The sequence below is a fragment of the Planococcus citreus genome, assembly GCF_003664125.1.
Lineage (GTDB): Bacteria > Bacillota > Bacilli > Bacillales_A > Planococcaceae > Planococcus > Planococcus citreus.
In genome coordinates, this window is record NZ_RCCP01000001.1 from 1,279,683 (window position 1) to 1,297,765 (window position 18,083).

Sequence of the window (18,083 nt, forward strand, 5' to 3'; positions counted from 1 at the left end):
TAGCATCAAATAGGTAATCGCCGCCCTGCTTCGCGATATTTAGTGAAACAATATACATTATTTTGAGCATCATATAGGTAATCGCTTCCCTGCATTGGGATAGATGGTGAAACTTTGTGAATGCGGTCAATTGAAACAGGTACAAGCATTGGCTTGTTATTCATTCTCATGCTGATCGATTGCATGTAAAAACCCCGGCCCGGCATTTGAGCCGATCGGGGCTAATGGATTTTATACGGTTACTTCTGCGCGTTCTACGGCTTTGATGCGTGTTCCGGTTTCTGCATCGAAGAAATGGACGTGCGCCATATCGAATGCGAGGGTTGCTTGATGCCCTGCTTCAATTGAAGTTGCCGCATCAACGCGGGCGATGAATTCCTGGTCTTCATAGACCGCATGGAGGATGGTCTCAGCGCCTGTCAGTTCGGATACGGTAATAGTCGCATCGAATTCACTAGCCGGAATTCCAGACAGGTCTTCGTTATTAACATGGATATGTTCCGGGCGGATGCCGAGAGTGATTGGCTTATTGTCATAGCCTTCTGCTTTCAACATATCCAATAGTTTTGAAGGAATCGCCATTTTTTTATTCCCTACAGCGAAAGTGCCGTCGATTAGCTGCCCTTCAAAGAAGTTCATCGCCGGTGAACCGATAAAGCCGCCGACAAAGCGATTTTCCGGGAAATCATAGACTTCTTTTGGCGTGCCTACTTGCTGGATCAATCCGTCTTTCATGACAACAATACGGGAAGCCATCGTCATTGCTTCCGTTTGGTCATGGGTCACATAAATCGTCGTCGTTTTCAGGCGGTTATGCAATTTGGAGATCTCAGCGCGCATCTGCACACGCAATTTCGCATCCAAGTTCGATAAGGGCTCATCCATCAAGAAAACTTTTGCATCGCGGACAATGGCGCGTCCGAGAGCCACACGCTGGCGCTGGCCTCCTGAGAGCGCTTTCGGTTTTCTGTTCAAGTATTCTTCCAAGCCGAGAATCGCTGCGGCTTCATCTACGCGTTGCTTGATTTCCGCCTTTTTGAACTTTCTTAGCTTTAAGCCGAACGCCATGTTTTCATAAACGGTCATATGTGGATATAAGGCGTAGTTTTGAAATACCATGGCGATGTCGCGTTCTTTTGGCTCAACATCGTTCATGCGTTTTCCATCAATGAAGAATTCGCCTTCCGAGATTTCCTCCAAGCCCGCAATCATCCGCAATGTTGTCGATTTCCCACACCCCGAAGGACCGACAAACACGATGAACTCTTCATCTTTTATATGTAAATTGAAATCGCTGACGGCCAGCGCCCCTTTATCATACCTTTTGCCTAATTGCTCAATTTTAATTTCTGCCATTTCCCATTCTCCTCTAAAGCGTTTTCTTTCATTATAGAGAATTCGCAGTAAATTACAAATATATATTTGGCAACTTCTATACTCTACTGTATACTCGTTTCTAATGAAGCTGGAATATTCTGTACTACTAGAGACATGAATAGCGAGCTCCTTCACAATCTTATCGACCATTTGCTTCGTGAAGCGAAATTTTTGGTTACTAAAGACAAAAAAAAGGAGAGGAAAATCATGAAAAAACTCTACACAATACCTGCAGCCTTTTTGGCATCTTCCCTATTTCTTACGGGCTGCGCCGGTTTCCAGACCGGCAACAGCAACGATAGCTCCACGGAAAACGAAGACGGAAAAGTCGTGCTCGATTTCTGGACCTTCTGGGGCTCCGAAATTCGCCGTCCGGTCATTGAAAAAATCATCAGCGATTTTAACGAATCCCAAGATGAAATCGAAGTTCAGCACACATATTTGCCATGGGGAGACATTTGGACTAAAGAACTCGCAGCGATTGCAGCTGGCGACCCACCTGATGTGGTCATCAATGATATTAACACGACCGCTCTACGCGGAGAACAGAACCAGGCGATGAACCTGGCTGAATTCTTGTCAGAAGACGATATCTCCGGGCAGTTCTATCCGGAGCTATGGGATGCGACACTTTACGAAGGCGATTCTTACGGAATACCGTTCAATACAGATACCCGTGTATTGTTCTACAATAAAGACGCATTTGAAGAAGCCGGACTAGATCCTGAACAGCCACCGACTACCTGGACGGAGCTTGAAGAATATGCCGCGAAGCTCGACGTGAAAAACGGCGATGACTACGAACGCATCGGTTTTTATCCATTATGGGGCATTAATTACGATGTCTGGATGCTGAATGCCAATGGCCACAACTTTATCAATGAAGAAAATGAAGTCTTGATCGACACCGAAACCAATCTTGAGACGCTCGAATGGCTGAAAGGCTGGAAAGATAAATATGGTGACGATGTCATCAATTCCTATAAAGCTCAAATTGACAGCCAGCAAGGCAATCCATTCTTCAACGGCAGCCTCGGCATGTACGTCAGCGCACCGACTTTTTACACGCAAATCCGCGATTATGCAGATGATTTGAACTTCGGCGTCGCGAAATTGCCAGAGATGGAACCAGGCAACGGCCATACGAGCTGGGGCGGGGGATTTGTCGCCGAGATTCCGGCCGGCGCTGCCAATCCTGAAGCTTCTTATGAATTTATCAAGTACTTAACAGGTGCCGAAGCACAAGAATATTGGGCAGTCCAGAACTTCGACAATGTTGCCAATATCGAAGCCGCTGAAAACGCGGCGCAATCGGATGAATTCACAGAAGATGGCACCATGGTCTATAGCATGGCAACTGAATACATGAGCGATACGCTCCTTACACCGGTACCCGTATCTGCCCCTGACTTCATGGGCAGCGTCAATCCGAAAATCGACGAAGTGTTCCTAGGTTCGAAAACGCCGAAACAAGCGCTTGAAGAAGCACAGGCCGATGTCGAATCGCTAGTCGAAAAAAATACAGGCGAGTAAGGAGGGCTTCGTTTGGCTAAACCAAAGTCGACTATGCGGCGGAAAGAAACGATGTACGGCTATATTTTCGTTATGCCGTGGATTATCGGGTTTCTTGCATTTACGGCAGGGCCCCTGCTCTTTTCACTGTTCGCAAGTTTCACCAATTACAATATTACATCCCAGATGGACTTTGTCGGAGCCGAAAACTATCAAGGGCTCTTCACCGAAGACGGATTGTTTTGGACATCCCTTTGGAACACTTTGTACTACGTACTATTTTCCGTCCCACTGACAACGATGGGCGCGATTTTCCTGTCGGCACTCCTGAACCAGGACGTTCCGGGCATCCGCGTGTTTCGCACGCTCTACTATTTGCCTGCGGTGCTGTCGGGGGTCGGCGTTTATTTATTGTGGATGCAATTGCTCGATCCAGGCACGGGAATGATCAATTTGATACTCGGGTGGGTCGGCATCGACGGGCCCAACTGGCTATTCGATCCGGCCTGGACCAAGCCCTCCCTGATTTTCATGAAATTATGGAGTGTCGGCGGTGCGATGCTCTTATATCTCGCGAGCATGCAAGGCGTTTCCAAGACTTTGTATGAAGCGGCGGCAATCGATGGCGCCAATACGTTCCGCCAATTTTTTCACATCACCTTGCCGATGATCACACCGGTCATTTTCTTCGATGTGGTGACCAGCCTGATCGGCGGCTTCCAGATTTTCCAGGAAGCTTACGTCATGTCGAGCAACGGCGAAGGCGGCCCAGCAAACTCTTTATTGTTCTATAACCTATATATGTGGCGGCAGGCTTTCGAGAACTTTAATATGGGCTATGCCATGGCCATGTCCTGGATCTTGTTCATCATCGTTTTCATCCTGACCATGATTAACCTGAAGCTGGCTCCACGCTGGGTGCATTATGAGGGAGGCGATAATCGATGACCTCCCGTCAAGAAGATACCCGTTATGTAGAGGAAGCAGGCACAACCAAAGACCTCCAAAACCCGAGCTATTTTCAACATCACGGCAATCGAAAAAAAATGCTGAAACTCATCAATTTCGTTCTTCTTGCAGCGGGAAGCTTGATGATTTTATCACCCTTGTGGTGGATGTTATCGACTTCCCTGAAGACGATGGCGGAAGTCATGTCCTTCCCGCCCACTTTCTTTCCGGAATCCTGGAATTGGTCCAATTACATCCGGACGTGGGAAGCGGCTCCATTTACGCAGTACACGATCAATACGCTCGTCATCACCACCTTGGTCGTAATCGGCAATGTCTTGTCAAACTCGTTCATCGCTTATGGCTTTGCGAAGATTCCATTCAAAGGGCGCAATGTGCTGTTTGCGATTGTGCTGGCGACGATGATGATCCCGGGATTCGTTACCTTGATCCCGCAGTACGTCTTGTTCGCCAAGCTCGGCTGGGTGAACACCTATTATCCTTTGATCGTGCCGGCCTTTTTCGGCAGCGCGTTCAACATCTTCCTGTTGCGGCAATTTTATATGACGATTCCGAATGAATTGATTGAAGCAGCGAAGATGGAAGGCGCCAGCCATTTTTATATCTGGCGCAAGATCGGCTTGCCGCTCACCAAGCCGGCAATCGCCACTGTGGCTATCTTTTCATTTAACGGTGCCTGGAACGACTTTCTTGGCCCGCTGCTCTATTTGAACGACGAGAACCTGTATACCTTGCAAATCGGCTTGCAGGTCTTTAAAGGGCAGCTCAATACCCAATGGAACTACCTGATGGCCGGCTCATTGCTCGTCTTGCTGCCAGTCATTATCATTTTCTTCTTTTTCCAGAAGTATTTTATCCAAGGCATCAATTTACAGTCTGGCGGGAAATAATAAAAAGCTTGCAGCCACTGGTTGCAAGCTTTTTATCGTTGCGCCTAAAAACAAAAAGTCCCCGAAAAATTCGGGAGCTTCCTGCCTATCGTGCTATTAGACCGTTGCCGGTTTTTTCTCTTTTTTGATTTGCTTGCTGCGAAGCTGTCCGCAGGCAGCATCGATGTCTGCGCCTTGTTCGTGGCGGACACCGCAATTGATGCCTTTTTTCTTCAATGCATCATAGAATGCACTGATGGCTTCAGGCGTGCTTTGCTGGTATTGGTCGTGCTCATCAACCGAGTTGTAAGGAATCAAGTTGACGTAAGATAAGTGACGCTTGTTTTCAAGCAATTTCGCCAGCTTGTTCGCTTCTTCGACATGGTCGTTGACGTCGCGCAGCATGATGTATTCGAACGTGATGCGGCGATTCGATTTTTCCAAATAATAATCGATGGAATCCATCAATTTTTCAACTGGATAAGCTTTGTTGATCTTCATGATGCGTGAACGTAATTCGTTCGTCGGAGCATGAATGGAGATCGCCAAGTTAACTTGCAAGCCTTCATCCGCATAATCGTAGATCTTCGGCACGATACCACTTGTGGAAACCGTGATGTGGCGCGCTCCGATTGCCAACCCTTTTTGAGAGTTCACAACGTGGAGGAAATCCATCAAGTTTGTGTAGTTATCGAACGGTTCGCCGATACCCATAACGACAATGTGGCTGACGCGCTCTTCTTTTTGCTCCGCATCGAAATGTGCCTGTACTTGCATGATCTGCTCGACGATTTCGCCAGCGTTCAAGTCACGGCTCTTCTTCAATAGGCCACTTGCGCAGAAACTGCAGCCGATGTTGCAGCCGACTTGTGTCGTTACACATACCGAGTTGCCGTATTTAAAGCGCATGAGAACTGTTTCGATCAAGTTGCCATCCTGCAAACGGAAAAGGAATTTGATTGTGCCATCAGACGATTCCTGCTTGACTGCCTGGTCCAATGTACGGATCGCAAAATTGTTTTCCAAAAGCTCGATGCAATCCTTCGATAAGTTCTTCATCTCCGAGAATTCAGTGACACGTTTAATATAAAGCCAATCCCACACTTGTTCCGCGCGGTATTTCTTTTGGCCATTTTCAACAAACCAATCTTTTAATTGTTCTATCGTCAATCCATAGATGGAATTTTTCATATTAGGACCCTCATTTCAGAATTTCACAATTGCTTATTATAATACTAAAAATCCAGTCTGGCAACAACTATTTTCGACTAATTCCTTTGGTACCTGCTCTATTTCTGCATATTCCCGCTCCTAGAAGGGTACAGAATCAGTACAGCAAAAAGGAGGAGAATCATCATGGCAGCAATTACGCATGTGGGGCTGGCGGTCCCCGATTTAGATAAGGCGATTACATGGTACCGAAAAGTATTCGATTTTCATATTTTAGCGGGGCCATTTGATTTTGATGCCGATACAGAAGGGCCAGGCTCCATGACGAACGATCTGCAAGGGCCGGAAATCCGCAAGATGCGCAATGTCCACCTCATGTCTTCCGACGGCTTCGGCATCGAATTATTCGAATTTCAGGATCCTTCTTTTTCTGAAGAGCCGCCGCGGCGTGCAGGATTTTTCCATATTGCCTTGGTAGTCGATGACATCGTCGAAACGATTGAACGAATCGTCCAGCATGGCGGGCGTCAGCGCAGCAAAATGTGGAACATTAATAAAGGCAAACCGCATTACCTCGTCTATACCGAAGACCCGTTCGGCAATATTATCGAATTGTATTCACGCAACACTTCAGAAATGTACGGCAATCGTTGAACAGAAGAAACCGGACAGCCTATGCAGCTGTCCGGTTTTATTTGTTTAGACCAATTGCTCTTTTTTCGCGAGCATGGTGCCGTTTTTGGCTAGTGATTCATGCCAAGACAAAGCTTTCTCAAGAACGTGCGGCGTCTGGCCACCGCGTGTCAGCGCTTCTTCGTAATACTCGCGCATTTGTGGGCGGTAGTCCGGGTGCACGCAGTTTTCGATGATGACTTCCACGCGCTGGCGTGGCGCCAGTCCGCGAAGGTCTGCATAGCCTTGTTCGGTGACAACTACATCGACGTCGTGCTCGGTATGGTCGATATGGGATGCAAATGGTACGACGCTTGAAATCTTGCCGTCTTTTGCAGTTGATTTCGTGACGAAGATAGCGAGGCGCGCATTGCGGGCGAAGTCCCCTGAACCGCCGATGCCGTTCATCATTTTCGTGCCGGAGACATGCGTCGAGTTGACGTTTCCGTACATATCGAATTCAAGTGCTGTATTAATCGAGATCAAGCCGAGTCGACGCACGACTTCGGGATGATTCGAGATTTCCTGCGGGCGCATGATGATTTTGTCGCGGTATTGGTCGAACTCGCCGAATACCTGCTTCATTTTCGGCTCAGACAACGTGATCGAACAGCAAGAAGCGAAATCTACTTTACCGGCATCGATCAAATCGAAGACCGCATCTTGGAGCACTTCCGAATAGACTTCCAGGTTTTTGAATTCCGAATCGATCATGCCGTGAAGCACGGCGTTGGCCACGGAGCCGATTCCGGATTGAAGCGGAGCCAACTTTTCCGTCAGGCGACCGGCTGCAATTTCGCTGCGGAAAAAGTTCAGCAGATGGTCAGCCATGATTTTCGTGTCTTCATCCGGCGCCACGATGTTCGACGGAGAATCTTCCTGATGCGTAAAGACGATGCCGCGCACACGCTCCATGTCGACCGGGATGCCTTTTGTTCCGATGCGCTGATCCACGGAAGTTAACGGGATCGGGTCGCGCTCGCCTTGTTTGCCGGTGTCGTAAATATCGTGGATGCCTTCAAACAGTTCAGGCTGGGCCGCATTGATTTCCACGATGATGTTTTTCGCGTGTTTGACGAAAACGGATGAGTTGCCGACAGAAGTCGTCGGGATGATCATGCCATCTTCCGTAATCGACAAAGCTTCGACGATCGCGAAATCGATCGGCTCGATGACCCCTGAACGGATCCATTCCGCTGTATGGGACAAATGATGATCCACGAAATACATGTCGCCGGCGTTGATCGCTTTGCGCATTGCCGGTTCTGCTTGGAACGGCAAACGCTTGTTGACGATGCCCGCTTCTGCGAACAATCGGTCGATATCGGACCCGAGGGATGCCCCGGTGAAGACATTGACTTTGAAACTTTCCGTTTCAGCACGCTCAACCAGCGCATAAGGAACCGCTTTCACATCTCCCGCTCTTGTAAACCCGCTAAGCCCAAGTGTCATGCCGTCTTGAATCCACGCTGCCGCTTCCTGTGCTGTGACCACACGATCCTGCAATTCTGCCGCTTTGATACGCTCAAGTTTCTTTTCCATTCCATCCACACTCTCTTTCTATATGTTTTTGTCTAATATATGTCGTTTGTTGAAGCGTTTTCATATTAACGAGTAGCATAATTGTTCTTCCATTAAAAAAGACAGGATGCAAAACACCCAATCTATTTGTCTGATTATTAGCTAATATTAACTTGTGGCGAAGCGAAAAAGGAAATATCCGAATGGAAGAGTGCATCTCTTGGGTCAAACAGAAAATCGGCTGTCCGAGGCAGCATTTTCATGCGTTCTCAGAAGCCGAGTAATTTACGGAAGTAGCTGGAATACGATTGGCTGACGGGCAAACGGTCCCCATTATCCATTGCCAGCACGAATGTGGAATGGGTATCGGGATGAATTTCTTCAATATGGTGGACGTTGACGATAAACGACCGGTGGCAGCGGATGAACGAATCTCTCGGCAGCAAATATTCGAATTCCTGCAGGGAGTTTTTATTCGTTCCGGAAAAATCCGCAGCGTGGACATGGGTTTTTCGGTCCTTCACTTCAAGGTAACGCACATCGGTGAACGGAATCGGTTTCCAGCCATCCGGGCTTTTCACCGTCACGACCGACTTCCCTTCTGTGTAAGCCGGATAGATCGCCATGACACAGCCCGCGAGCACGCCATCTTCTTCAAACGGCACCGCCATGCCGTGATAAGGTACCCCGAACACTTCGCGGTTGATGAATTCCGAAGCTTTTTGGCCGGTCGTCAACGCTTTATGGGCGATGGTGCCTTCACGCACTTTATCCCCTGCCTTGATTTTCAAATCAATGCGTTTGCTCGGGCGATAATAAGTATATTCTTCCATATTAGAGACCGCTATCGAGACTTCATCGGAGAATAGCTCCCCCATTACATCCAATAGCGGGCCGGGTGTAATTTTTTCCATCACGCACGTGCCTCCAGTAACATTCAAGTGGTATTAGTATACCTGACTTTGCATGAACAGAAAAGATGGGCTCAAGGCCGCCGCCTCAGTTTCCTTCCAATTATGGCGATTTCTTTAACATCGTTCCGTCGCGCATGTATTTTGCATGCCACGATAAAGCTTCATCGAGAACATGCGGTGTATGCCCGCCTCGAGCAATCGCCCTATCGAAATAATCCCGCAATTGCGGACGATACTCCGGATGAACGCAGTTTGCGAGGATCCGCTCCGCCCGTTCACGGGGCGCCAGATTGCGGATGTCGGCAAAGCCGTGTTCCGTGACCAACACATCTACATCATGTTCGGTATGGTCGATATGGGAAGCGAACGGCACGACACAGGAAATCCGCCCATTCTTGGCGATCGATTTGGTGACGAAAATGGCGAGCTGCGCATTGCGCCCGAAATCGCCGGATCCGCCGATGCCATTCATCATTTTGGTTCCGGCGATATGGGTCGAATTGACATTGCCGTATAGATCGAATTCCAAGGCGGTGTTGATCGAAATGAGGCCAAGGCGCCGGATGATTTCTGGATGATTGGAGATTTCCTGCGGCCTCAGCACCAAACGCTCCCGGTAACGTCCGAAGTCTTGATAGATTCTTTCCATATAAGGCTGTGATAAAGTGATCGCCGAAGCAGAAGCGAATAGCGCCTTGCCCGAATCGAGCAAATCGAACACAGCATCTTGCAGCACTTCGGAATACAGTTCCAGCCCCTCAAATTCCGAATCGAGGAGGCCATGCAACACCGCATTTGCAACGGATCCGACCCCTGATTGAAGCGGCGGCAGGTTTTTGTCCAAGCGTCCAGCCTGTACTTCGCGGCGCAGGAACGCAAGCAAGTGGCCTGCCATAACATCCGTTTCCGCATCAGGCGGCTCGATCGGAGAGGGCGAATCCGCTTGATTGGTCCAGACGATGCCTTTGACTTTCGAAGGATCGACCGGGATACCTTTCGTGCCGATACGGTCCCGCGGCGAGACGAGCGGAATCGGCTGTCTCGATCCGATCGCTTGCGGTGCGTAGCAATCATGAAGCCCTTCTAGTTCTAAGGGCTGCGCAGTATTGATCTCGATAATGATCTGTTTCGCATGGTGGGCAAATACCATTGAGTTACCGACAGAAGTAGTCGGGATCAACAAGCCGTCCTGCGTGATTCCGAGTGCTTCGATGATAGCAAAATCAAGCGGGCCCGCAACTCCCCCTCTAATCCATTCAGCTGTTTGGGATAAATGATGATCGACAAACTGCACATCCCCTGAATTGATCGCAGATCGCATCAAAGGATCGGACTGATACGGCGCGCGTTTACGGACGATGCCCGCCTGTGCGAAGCGTCCGTCGATGCCGGAACCGAGTGAAGCGCCGGTATAGACATCGATTTGAAACGGCTCTTCCTGCATGCGCTTCGCCAAGGCATTCGGCACGGCCTTGGCATCGCCTGCGCGCGTGAATCCGCTGAGCCCGACCGCCATGCCATCCTTTATCCAGGAAGCTGCCTGTTCAGCGCTAACTATCCGTTCATGCAAAGCCGTTAGTTTGATTCGTTCGAGTCGTTGGTCCATCGCCATCCCCTTCCCCTTGTCGGTCTTGGATATTACCTTATACCCTTGAATAAGGGCTGCTCAACCCGTTTTGGTTTTTAGCTGCGGAAAAGCTTTCGGCCTCCCAGAAAAGAAAATCCGGGTGGCGATTGCAAAGTAATTGACAAGCTTTGGAAGTATCCATAATATAGGGAAGTCAATATAACCGTCATGTGTACATATATATAAGAAAGAAGGCACTCCAATGTCCAAAGACCAGCGCAAAAAAATCCTGATTTTAATGATCAATATGTTCATCGCCATCGCCAGTTTCGGCATCATCATCCCGATTCTGCCTTCATATCTCGTTTCCATCAATCAAGGCGGCATGGCAGCCGGCTTGATGATCGCCATCTTCGCTGCTGCCCAGTTCCTCTTCTCGCCAATCGCCGGCAAATGGGCCGATCAATACGGGCGCCGCGTCATGATCATCTGGGGCCTTGCAGGGCTGACCTTATCGATGTTCATCTTCTATGCTTCCGACTTTATTTGGGTGCTGTATTTCTCACGCGTCATCGGGGGAATCGGCGCGGCCATGCTGGTACCGGCCATTTTTGCATATATCGCTGACATCACCACTTTCGATCAGCGCGCAAAAGGCACAAGCCTGGTATCTGCGGCGATGTCACTCGGCATTGTGATCGGGCCGGGAATCGGTGGCTTTCTTGCTGACTACAGCCTAAAGCTGCCGTTTCTCGTGTCAGCGCTCGTGTCGCTCGCAGCGGTGCTGTTTTCCGTTTTTGTCCTGAAAGACAGCGATGCCGAAAAAGCGGATCCGGATCTCGCTTTGACGATGACGCAATCCGAATCGATGTTCAAAAAAATTGCACGCTCGACTTCGGTCCCTTACTTTTTGCCGCTGGTCATCACGCTGGTCATGAGTTTCGGCTTGCTCGCATACGAATCCGTCCTCGGGCTTTATCTCGACAATCAATTCAATTCCACCGCCAAGGATATCGCCTTCATGATCACCGCCACCGGTACGGTCAGTGTCATCGTTCAATTATTCGTCGTTGACCGCATCGTCTCGCGCTTCGGGGAGATCGGCGTATTGATTACTTTCCTCGGCGTCGCAGCGGGCGGCTTTCTCGCATCACTATTTGCGAGCAGTTACGTCATGTTTTTCGGGGTGTCACTGATCATCTTCCTGGCGACTTCTATTTTGCGCCCGGTATTGAATACATTGATCTCAAAACTCGCACAAGGCGAAGTCGGCTTTGCGATGGGCATGAACAATGCCTATATGAGCATAGGCAACGTCATGGGCCCGCTCCTTGCCGGCATCCTGTTCGACATCAATATCATTTTCCCGTTCATTCTCGGCCTGTTGCTGCTGTTGGCGACACTCGTCATCACAGTAGGCTGGCAGCGTTCAAGATCCGCCAAACAAGCACGTACCGTCGAACAGCAATAGGCCCAAGATTCTATCAAACCCGACTCATTCAATGGTTTGTATCAGTTTTATATTCAACGAAAGACAGTGCGGCCGATAACCCGCACTGTCTTTTTTCCATTTTAAGGATTTATTGTAAGACCTTGCACTAGATATCCTTTAGCAGCCTCTATCAATTTGTTTTTTCTTGCCTTTTTCTGCTAACCGGGAAAGCCAATAGCTTTACGCTGGGGATAGTTGGTTGTATAATCTTTGTATAACAAAAAACTACGGAATGAAGGTCATGCTATGTACAATATCAAAGCTGCTGCCAAAATACTCGATATGCCTAAAGTGACCATCCGTTCCTGGGAGACGCGCTATAATGCCATCACGCCTGCGCGCACAGAATCGGGTCACCGCCTGTATTCCGACCAAAATTTGGAAGACTTGAAATGGCTGAAAATCCAAGTCCAGGAAAACGGCATGAAAATCAGTGAAGCCGTCAAGCAATTGCACGCTTCAAGGAAACAGTTCTACCATGCGGAAATCGCCGATTCCAATGAACCTATTGAGTATGCCAAGCAAATTGAAGAATTGTATCAGGCCGCTGTAGAAATAGACATTGACCGTTTTAATTATCTGCTCGATTTGAAGTTCTCGCTGTTTCACCACCAGACTGTGTTCTTTCATATCATCGCGCCGCTCATGGTACGGATCGGTGCAGAATGGGAAAACGGCCAAATCAGCGTTGCGCATGAGCACATGATCACTAACATCATCCAGCAGCGCTTCAACCAGTTTTTCCGCGTCTTCCCGGTTGCACCTCATTTGCCGAAGGTACTGGCACTCAGCCCAAGTGGAGAACATCACCAGCTTGGCCTGCTGTTGTTCTCGTTATTCCTTCGCGAGAATGGCTTCCATGTCGTTTACACAGGTCCCGACACGCCGCTTGATGGCCTAGCGGAAATGGTGGCTAAGCAAGATTTCAAACTGGTTTGCATGTCCGTCATGACGCCTAAAAGCCGTCCCGTTGCAGAACAATACATCAAAGAACTTTCTGATGCTATTCCCGGACTCCACTTTTTGCTCGGCGGCCAAGGCATCGATTGTGATGATGAAAAAATCAACCGCTATTGCATCGGCACCACGCTCGAATCCTGGCAGCAATGGCTCGACGGATTCAAAGCAGCCCGTACATCTTAATTACAAAAAAAACCATGCGTGAAGGATTCCTTCACGCATAGTTTTTTTATTGATTGTCGATTTCCTGGTATTGTTTCATGAATGGGCCGCTGTCCGCCACTTCCGAATGGTAAAGCGCCTTCAACGCAAAGCTTTTCTCAAGCTCCATTTCCTTCATCAATACCTTCAGCCGTTTTTTCAGTTCCGGCTCCTGGTTGACCAGTTTCTCCATATTCGATTTAAAATAGCGCATCGTGATCCGCTCCTTTTATTTTATTATAACACGGCAAAGCAAAGAAAAAGCGCACCCATCAACCGGATGCGCTTTTTAACATGTCTGGGATTCTTGAATCGTGTTTTCCGAAGCTTAAACCGCCCGCTTTCCGTGGGCTCGCGCCCAAGCCTCCTCGGTTTGCGCTACTTTCGCTGCGCTCAAGCATCGCAAATGAATGAACTCGGCGTTGCCTCGCTCATTCATTCCCTGCGGGGTCTCGGTCGTCTCGCTGATCCACCGGAGTCGGGCGGACGCTTCTCCAAACACTTAGAAAGTTTATAGACTATTTGTTGCGTAAAATCAGTTGCTTTCTAATTTTAGCGACTTATTCTAAGTGTTTAAAAAACATCAGCTTTTTTCAGCCGACCACGTGAAACACATAATTGACGAAAAACAGGCAAGCAATCACATAAAGAGCTGGGGAAACTTCACGCCATTTGCCGATCGCCACTTTCAGCACCGGATACAGGATAAACCCGATCGCAATACCGTCCGCAATACTGTACGTAAACGGAATCAACGCGATGATCAACAAAGCCGGGAACGTTTCGCTCATGTCCTTCATGTCGAGATTCTTGATATTCTGAAGCATCAACCCGCCGATGATGATTAAAATCGGCGCAATCGCGCTGTCGGGAATGATTTTGATCAGTGGAATGAAGAACGCTGCACCCATAAACAAAAAGCCTGCCGTCAGTGAAGTCAAACCGGTGCGCCCGCCAGCAGCCATCGCTGCCGCACTTTCCACACTGGCCACCGTCGGGCTCGTGCCGAGAAATCCTGAAGCCATCGTCGAGACTGACGTCGCCTGGAACGCACGCGAATATTTTTCCGGACGGTCGATGAAATTCACCTGTCCGTGGACGAGGCCGATGTTTTCAAACACCAAGACCATCGTTAGGGAAAATACCGCCACCCAGAACGTTGTCGACAAAAAATTGCCGAACGACATCGAACCAAACACCGCAAAGGCTTCTGCCGTATTGACGCCTGGCTCACTCAATTGGCCAAGATCGATCATGCCGAAGAAATAGGCAATGACCGTTCCCAGTACAATGGTGATCAGAAAATTCCCCGGCACATTGCGGATGAATAAAATGATCGCGAGCAAAAACGTCACGACTGTCGACAGCACGAGCGGATCCGACAGCGAACCGAGCGACAGAATTGCACCGTCGCCTGGTCCGACAATGCCGCCTTTCTCAAGGCCTAACAACATCAGAAATAGCCCAAGCCCGACCGTGATCGCTTCTTTCAGCGAATTCGGCACGGCCTCGCTGAGCATTTTCGAAAAGCGCGTAAACGCGACAAAGACGAAAATGACACCCGAAACGAAGACGACCGCAAGCGCTTCCTGCCAACTCAATCCCATCGACTGGACGAGCGTATAGGAGAACAATGCATTGATCCCCATACCCGGAATGAGCAAGATGGGCGCATTGCCCCAAAAACCCATCAATAATGCGCCGATGACGGAAGCGGCGATGGTGCCGATGACCGCGTACTCGATTGGCATGCCGGACTCCGATAAAATCAGTGAGTTGACGGCGATGATGTACACAACGGTGAAAAAGCCGATCAAGCCGGCAGTCATTTCCCGCTTGATGGTCGTCCCGTTTTCGTTAAGACCGAAAAACCGGTCCATCCAATTTGCCATAAGACATACCTTCTATGAAATTAGCCCTCTCCCTACCCGCTCTGCCTGAAAAAATCAGGTAAGCCAAGATAGAAGTGTAATCCTAAAAAAAGCCACTGTCAAGGCATTTATCTTGAAAGGAAATGGCTGGTTATGCAGGCATTTATCTCCCATTTTCAACAAGCCGCCTAAACCTTTCATTAAAGAAAAAAACCGCCTGTTCCCCGCTCATCACATTAGATGAAAAAGGGAACAGACGGTTTTTGATTCGAAGTTGGAACTGTTGCTTAAACGAACATCCCAGCGATTGCCGCACTCAAAAGCGACGCAAGCATACCGGCTGCAATGGCACGCATGCCAAGGCGCGCGATTTCCGGACGGCGGCTTGGCGCCATCGCACCGAGCCCGCCGAGAAGGATAGCGAGTGAGCTGAAGTTGGCAAATCCACAAAGAGCGAAACTGACGATGATGACCGTTTTCGGGGACAAGTTCGCAATTTCCGGAGCAAATGCCGTATAGGCGACAAACTCGTTCAAGACAAGTTTCTGCCCGATATAGCTTCCGGCTTGAACCGCTTCTTCCCACGGCACACCGATCGCAAACGCAAGCGGCGCAAAGATAAAGCCTAGAATGCCTTGGATGGTAATGTTTTCAGCACCGAACCAGCCGCCAATGCCGCCAAGGACACCGTTCAACAGTGCAATAAGCGCGATAAACGCCAAAAGCATCGCCCCGACATTCAATGCCAGCTGAAGGCCGTCAGAAGCCCCGCGTGCAGCCGCATCGACGACGTTAACGGAACGGTCGTCTTTTTCCATGACAAACTCTTTTTCTTCGATCTCTTCCTGTTCAGGAATCATGATTTTCGCCATGATCAAACCGGCAGGAGCCGCCATGAAGCTGGCAGCGAGCAGGTATTCAAGCGGAACACCAAGAAGCGCATAACCGGCAAGCGTAGAACCTGCAACCGATGCAAGCCCACCTGTCATGACCGCAAATAATTCAGACTTGCTCATGTTTGGCAAGAACGGGCGGACGACAAGCGGCGCTTCCGTCTGGCCGACGAAGATATTGGCTGATGCCGAAATCGATTCCGCTTTACTCGTGCCGAGCAGCTTCGACAAGGCCCCGCCAAGCAAACGGATAATCCATTGCATGATGTTTAAATAATAAAGCACAGAAATTAAAGACGAGAAGAAAATGATAATCGTCAGCACTTGGAAAGCGAAGACGAAACCGAATCCTTCGGTGTCAGCTGCAGGACCGAATACAAACGCGATCCCTTCACCGGCATAGTTGATGATGTTTTGAACGCCTTGCGACAATCCAAGCAAAGCTTGTCTGCCAAGTTCCCATTCCAGCACCATGAACGCAAACGTAATCTGTATGGCCAATCCGCCGAGAATCGTCCGCGGCTTGATGGATTTTTTTCCATCAGAGAACAAGAAAGCGATTCCAAGAACGACGATGATACCGAAGATGCCCCACAATAAATTCACAACTTCACCTCATTAAAAGTAGTTTTATCAGAAAATTGAACAAGTTTTTATCATTCATTGTCTGTCGTCAGACATCTTACCAAATCTAAAAGGATAAGTAAATGCACATATTGTGACATCTTCCACTCATTCCTCGCCTTGCTCCTGGGCCTTTGGATTTTTCATAAAGAACGCCAAGACGATACCAATGGCACTTAATACCCCAGTTACCATAAATGAAATATTAACCCCGCGGATCAAACCTTCCACGCCGTAGCGGCCTGGATCCAGCGCTGCACTGGTCATGATTGTCACCAGCAGCGCCGTGCCGATTGAGCCTGACACTTGGCGCATCGTATTGCTCATTGCCGTCCCGTGCGGAATGAGATGGTCCGGCAATTGATTGAGCCCTGCTGTCGTGACGGGCATCATCACGAGCGCGACGCCCAACATGCGGATGGCGTGCATGACAGTCAAATAAACGAAAGCCGTCTCGGCCGTCAGCAACGTGAACTGGAAAGTCGAACCGGTGACGATCGACAGCCCGGCAACCGCCAGCCATTTGCCGCCGACTTTGTCGAAAATACGGCCCGCAATCGGGTTCATGAGCCCCATGATGATGGCGCCCGGAAGCAGCATGAGCCCTGATTCAAGCGCGGTAAATCCGTGCATGTCCTGCATGTAGATCGGCAAGATCGTGGCACTGCCGATCATCGTGACGAAAACGATGATGCTGAGGATCGTCGATAAGGTAAACAAGCCATATTTAAAAACGCGGAATTCCAGGATCGGCTGCTTGAGCCTGCCTTGCCGGCGGATGAAGAACCATAACGCGACAGCCCCGACGCCGATCGATGCGATGACTGATACGCTGCCCCAGCCGGCCGCCCCGGCGCTCGAAAAGCCGTACAGCAAGCCGCCGAACCCTAAGGTCGACAACATGATCGACAAAATATCGATTTTCGGGAAAGTCCGTTCCGTCACATTGCGTAGGAAGAAATACGCCAGCGCCAAATCGAGGAGCGCGATCGGAATAACGATGTAGAACAAAGATCGCCATGGGTATTGGCCGACCAAATACCCTGATAAAGTCGGCCCGATTGCCGGCGCGAAGGAAATGATCAAGCCGAACATGCCCATCGCCTGCCCACGCTTTTCAATCGGGAAGATGACGAACAACACCGTCTGCGCGAGCGGCATCATGATGCCGGCACCCGATGCCTGGACGATGCGCCCGACCATCAAAGTCGCAAAGCCGGGTGCGAGCGCACAGATGATCGTGCCGGTGGCGAATAAGCCCATTGCGACAAAAAACAAATGGCGTGTCGTGTATTTATTGATTAAAAAAGCCGTGATCGGGATCATGACGCCGTTGACGAGCATGAATACCGTCGTCAGCCATTGCGCCGTGTTGGCGGTGATGTCCAGATCTTCCATAATATGCGGCAAAGCGGTGGCGAGCAGCGTCTGGTTGAGTATTGCCACAAACACGCCGGCCATCAATACCGCG

The 18,083-nt window shown here is 49.4% G+C and carries 15 protein-coding genes; 6 read left to right on the forward strand and 9 right to left on the reverse strand.

The window, feature by feature from the left end; translation table 11 throughout:
* Window positions 1-231 precede the first annotated feature (231 nt).
* A complete protein-coding gene (locus DFR62_RS06305) occupies window positions 232-1,356 on the reverse strand; it encodes an ABC transporter ATP-binding protein (RefSeq protein WP_121298821.1) in 1,125 nt (374 codons plus the stop codon).
* A gap of 228 nt (window positions 1,357-1,584) precedes the next feature.
* Between DFR62_RS06305 and DFR62_RS06310 the strand changes: the two genes are divergently transcribed.
* The 3 genes from DFR62_RS06310 (at window position 1,585) to DFR62_RS06320 (ending at window position 4,748) form a co-directional block, all read left to right on the forward strand.
* Window positions 1,585-2,910 carry an ABC transporter substrate-binding protein gene (locus DFR62_RS06310; RefSeq protein WP_121298823.1) on the forward strand — a complete coding sequence of 442 codons (1,326 nt, stop codon included), beginning with the start codon at window positions 1,585-1,587 and terminating at the stop codon, window positions 2,908-2,910.
* Between the two features lie 12 nt (window positions 2,911-2,922).
* Window positions 2,923-3,837 (forward strand): carbohydrate ABC transporter permease, encoded by a 915-nt coding sequence (locus tag DFR62_RS06315; protein ID WP_241663159.1) that lies wholly within the window; start codon window positions 2,923-2,925, stop codon window positions 3,835-3,837.
* Between the two features lie 98 nt (window positions 3,838-3,935).
* Complete coding sequence (locus tag DFR62_RS06320; protein WP_121299546.1) at window positions 3,936-4,748, forward strand: carbohydrate ABC transporter permease; 813 nt, start codon at window positions 3,936-3,938, stop codon at window positions 4,746-4,748.
* A gap of 96 nt (window positions 4,749-4,844) precedes the next feature.
* Here the strand turns inward: DFR62_RS06320 and rlmN are convergent, their stop codons facing one another.
* Window positions 4,845-5,918 (reverse strand): dual-specificity RNA methyltransferase RlmN, encoded by a 1,074-nt coding sequence (rlmN, locus tag DFR62_RS06325; RefSeq protein WP_121298826.1) that lies wholly within the window; start codon window positions 5,916-5,918, stop codon window positions 4,845-4,847.
* Window positions 5,919-6,083: 165 nt separating this feature from the next.
* Here rlmN and DFR62_RS06330 point away from each other — a divergent pair, with 165 nt between their 5' ends.
* Window positions 6,084-6,551 carry a VOC family protein gene (locus DFR62_RS06330; RefSeq protein WP_121298828.1) on the forward strand — a complete coding sequence of 156 codons (468 nt, stop codon included), beginning with the start codon at window positions 6,084-6,086 and terminating at the stop codon, window positions 6,549-6,551.
* A 45-nt stretch (window positions 6,552-6,596) separates the two neighbouring features.
* On the opposite strand, the gene DFR62_RS06335 is transcribed toward DFR62_RS06330, so the two are convergent.
* The 3 genes from DFR62_RS06335 to DFR62_RS06345 all read right to left on the reverse strand — a co-directional run bounded on the left by DFR62_RS06335 (window position 6,597) and on the right by DFR62_RS06345 (window position 10,610).
* Window positions 6,597-8,111 (reverse strand): acetyl-CoA hydrolase/transferase family protein, encoded by a 1,515-nt coding sequence (locus DFR62_RS06335; RefSeq protein ID WP_121298830.1) that lies wholly within the window; start codon window positions 8,109-8,111, stop codon window positions 6,597-6,599.
* Window positions 8,112-8,359: 248 nt separating this feature from the next.
* A complete protein-coding gene (locus DFR62_RS06340; protein WP_101191721.1) occupies window positions 8,360-9,004 on the reverse strand; it encodes a LytTR family DNA-binding domain-containing protein in 645 nt (214 codons plus the stop codon).
* Between the two features lie 100 nt (window positions 9,005-9,104).
* Window positions 9,105-10,610, reverse strand: coding sequence for an acetyl-CoA hydrolase/transferase family protein (locus tag DFR62_RS06345; protein WP_121299548.1), 1,506 nt, complete (start codon window positions 10,608-10,610; stop codon window positions 9,105-9,107).
* A 223-nt stretch (window positions 10,611-10,833) separates the two neighbouring features.
* Here DFR62_RS06345 and DFR62_RS06350 point away from each other — a divergent pair, with 223 nt between their 5' ends.
* Both DFR62_RS06350 and DFR62_RS06355 read left to right on the forward strand, forming a co-directional pair.
* Complete coding sequence (locus DFR62_RS06350; protein WP_121298832.1) at window positions 10,834-12,042, forward strand: MFS transporter; 1,209 nt, start codon at window positions 10,834-10,836, stop codon at window positions 12,040-12,042.
* 267 nt (window positions 12,043-12,309) lie between these two features.
* Window positions 12,310-13,206, forward strand: coding sequence for a MerR family transcriptional regulator (locus DFR62_RS06355; protein WP_121298834.1), 897 nt, complete (start codon window positions 12,310-12,312; stop codon window positions 13,204-13,206).
* Window positions 13,207-13,252: 46 nt separating this feature from the next.
* On the opposite strand, the gene DFR62_RS06360 is transcribed toward DFR62_RS06355, so the two are convergent.
* The 4 genes from DFR62_RS06360 to DFR62_RS06375 all read right to left on the reverse strand — a co-directional run bounded on the left by DFR62_RS06360 (window position 13,253) and on the right by DFR62_RS06375 (window position 18,073).
* Complete coding sequence (locus DFR62_RS06360; RefSeq protein WP_068870565.1) at window positions 13,253-13,438, reverse strand: hypothetical protein; 186 nt, start codon at window positions 13,436-13,438, stop codon at window positions 13,253-13,255.
* Window positions 13,439-13,817: 379 nt separating this feature from the next.
* On the reverse strand, window positions 13,818-15,116 hold the full coding sequence (locus DFR62_RS06365; protein WP_121298835.1) for an NCS2 family permease: 1,299 nt from the start codon (window positions 15,114-15,116) through the stop codon (window positions 13,818-13,820).
* A gap of 266 nt (window positions 15,117-15,382) precedes the next feature.
* On the reverse strand, window positions 15,383-16,594 hold the full coding sequence (locus DFR62_RS06370; protein WP_121298837.1) for a NupC/NupG family nucleoside CNT transporter: 1,212 nt from the start codon (window positions 16,592-16,594) through the stop codon (window positions 15,383-15,385).
* A gap of 126 nt (window positions 16,595-16,720) precedes the next feature.
* Entirely contained in the window at window positions 16,721-18,073 is a 1,353-nt protein-coding gene (locus DFR62_RS06375; RefSeq protein WP_421958194.1) for an MDR family MFS transporter, read from the reverse strand.
* Between the last annotated feature and the right edge of the window lie 10 nt (window positions 18,074-18,083).

Excerpts from the sequence above, each read along its gene's own strand:
- DFR62_RS06305 (WP_121298821.1), bottom strand. The coding sequence starts at position 1,356 with ATGGCAGAAATTAAAATTGAGCAATTAGGCAAAAGGTATGATAAAGGG.
- DFR62_RS06310 (WP_121298823.1), top strand. The coding sequence starts at position 1,585 with ATGAAAAAACTCTACACAATACCTGCAGCCTTTTTGGCATCTTCCCTA.
- DFR62_RS06320 (WP_121299546.1), top strand. The coding sequence starts at position 3,936 with ATGCTGAAACTCATCAATTTCGTTCTTCTTGCAGCGGGAAGCTTGATG.
- rlmN (WP_121298826.1), bottom strand. The coding sequence starts at position 5,918 with ATGAAAAATTCCATCTATGGATTGACGATAGAACAATTAAAAGATTGG.
- DFR62_RS06330 (WP_121298828.1), top strand. The coding sequence starts at position 6,084 with ATGGCAGCAATTACGCATGTGGGGCTGGCGGTCCCCGATTTAGATAAG.
- DFR62_RS06335 (WP_121298830.1), bottom strand. The coding sequence starts at position 8,111 with ATGGAAAAGAAACTTGAGCGTATCAAAGCGGCAGAATTGCAGGATCGT.
- DFR62_RS06340 (WP_101191721.1), bottom strand. The coding sequence starts at position 9,004 with ATGGAAAAAATTACACCCGGCCCGCTATTGGATGTAATGGGGGAGCTA.
- DFR62_RS06345 (WP_121299548.1), bottom strand. The coding sequence starts at position 10,610 with ATGGACCAACGACTCGAACGAATCAAACTAACGGCTTTGCATGAACGG.
- DFR62_RS06350 (WP_121298832.1), top strand. The coding sequence starts at position 10,834 with ATGTCCAAAGACCAGCGCAAAAAAATCCTGATTTTAATGATCAATATG.
- DFR62_RS06355 (WP_121298834.1), top strand. The coding sequence starts at position 12,310 with ATGTACAATATCAAAGCTGCTGCCAAAATACTCGATATGCCTAAAGTG.
- DFR62_RS06360 (WP_068870565.1), bottom strand. The coding sequence starts at position 13,438 with ATGCGCTATTTTAAATCGAATATGGAGAAACTGGTCAACCAGGAGCCG.
- DFR62_RS06365 (WP_121298835.1), bottom strand. The coding sequence starts at position 15,116 with ATGGCAAATTGGATGGACCGGTTTTTCGGTCTTAACGAAAACGGGACG.
- DFR62_RS06375 (WP_421958194.1), bottom strand. The coding sequence starts at position 18,073 with ATGGCCGGCGTGTTTGTGGCAATACTCAACCAGACGCTGCTCGCCACC.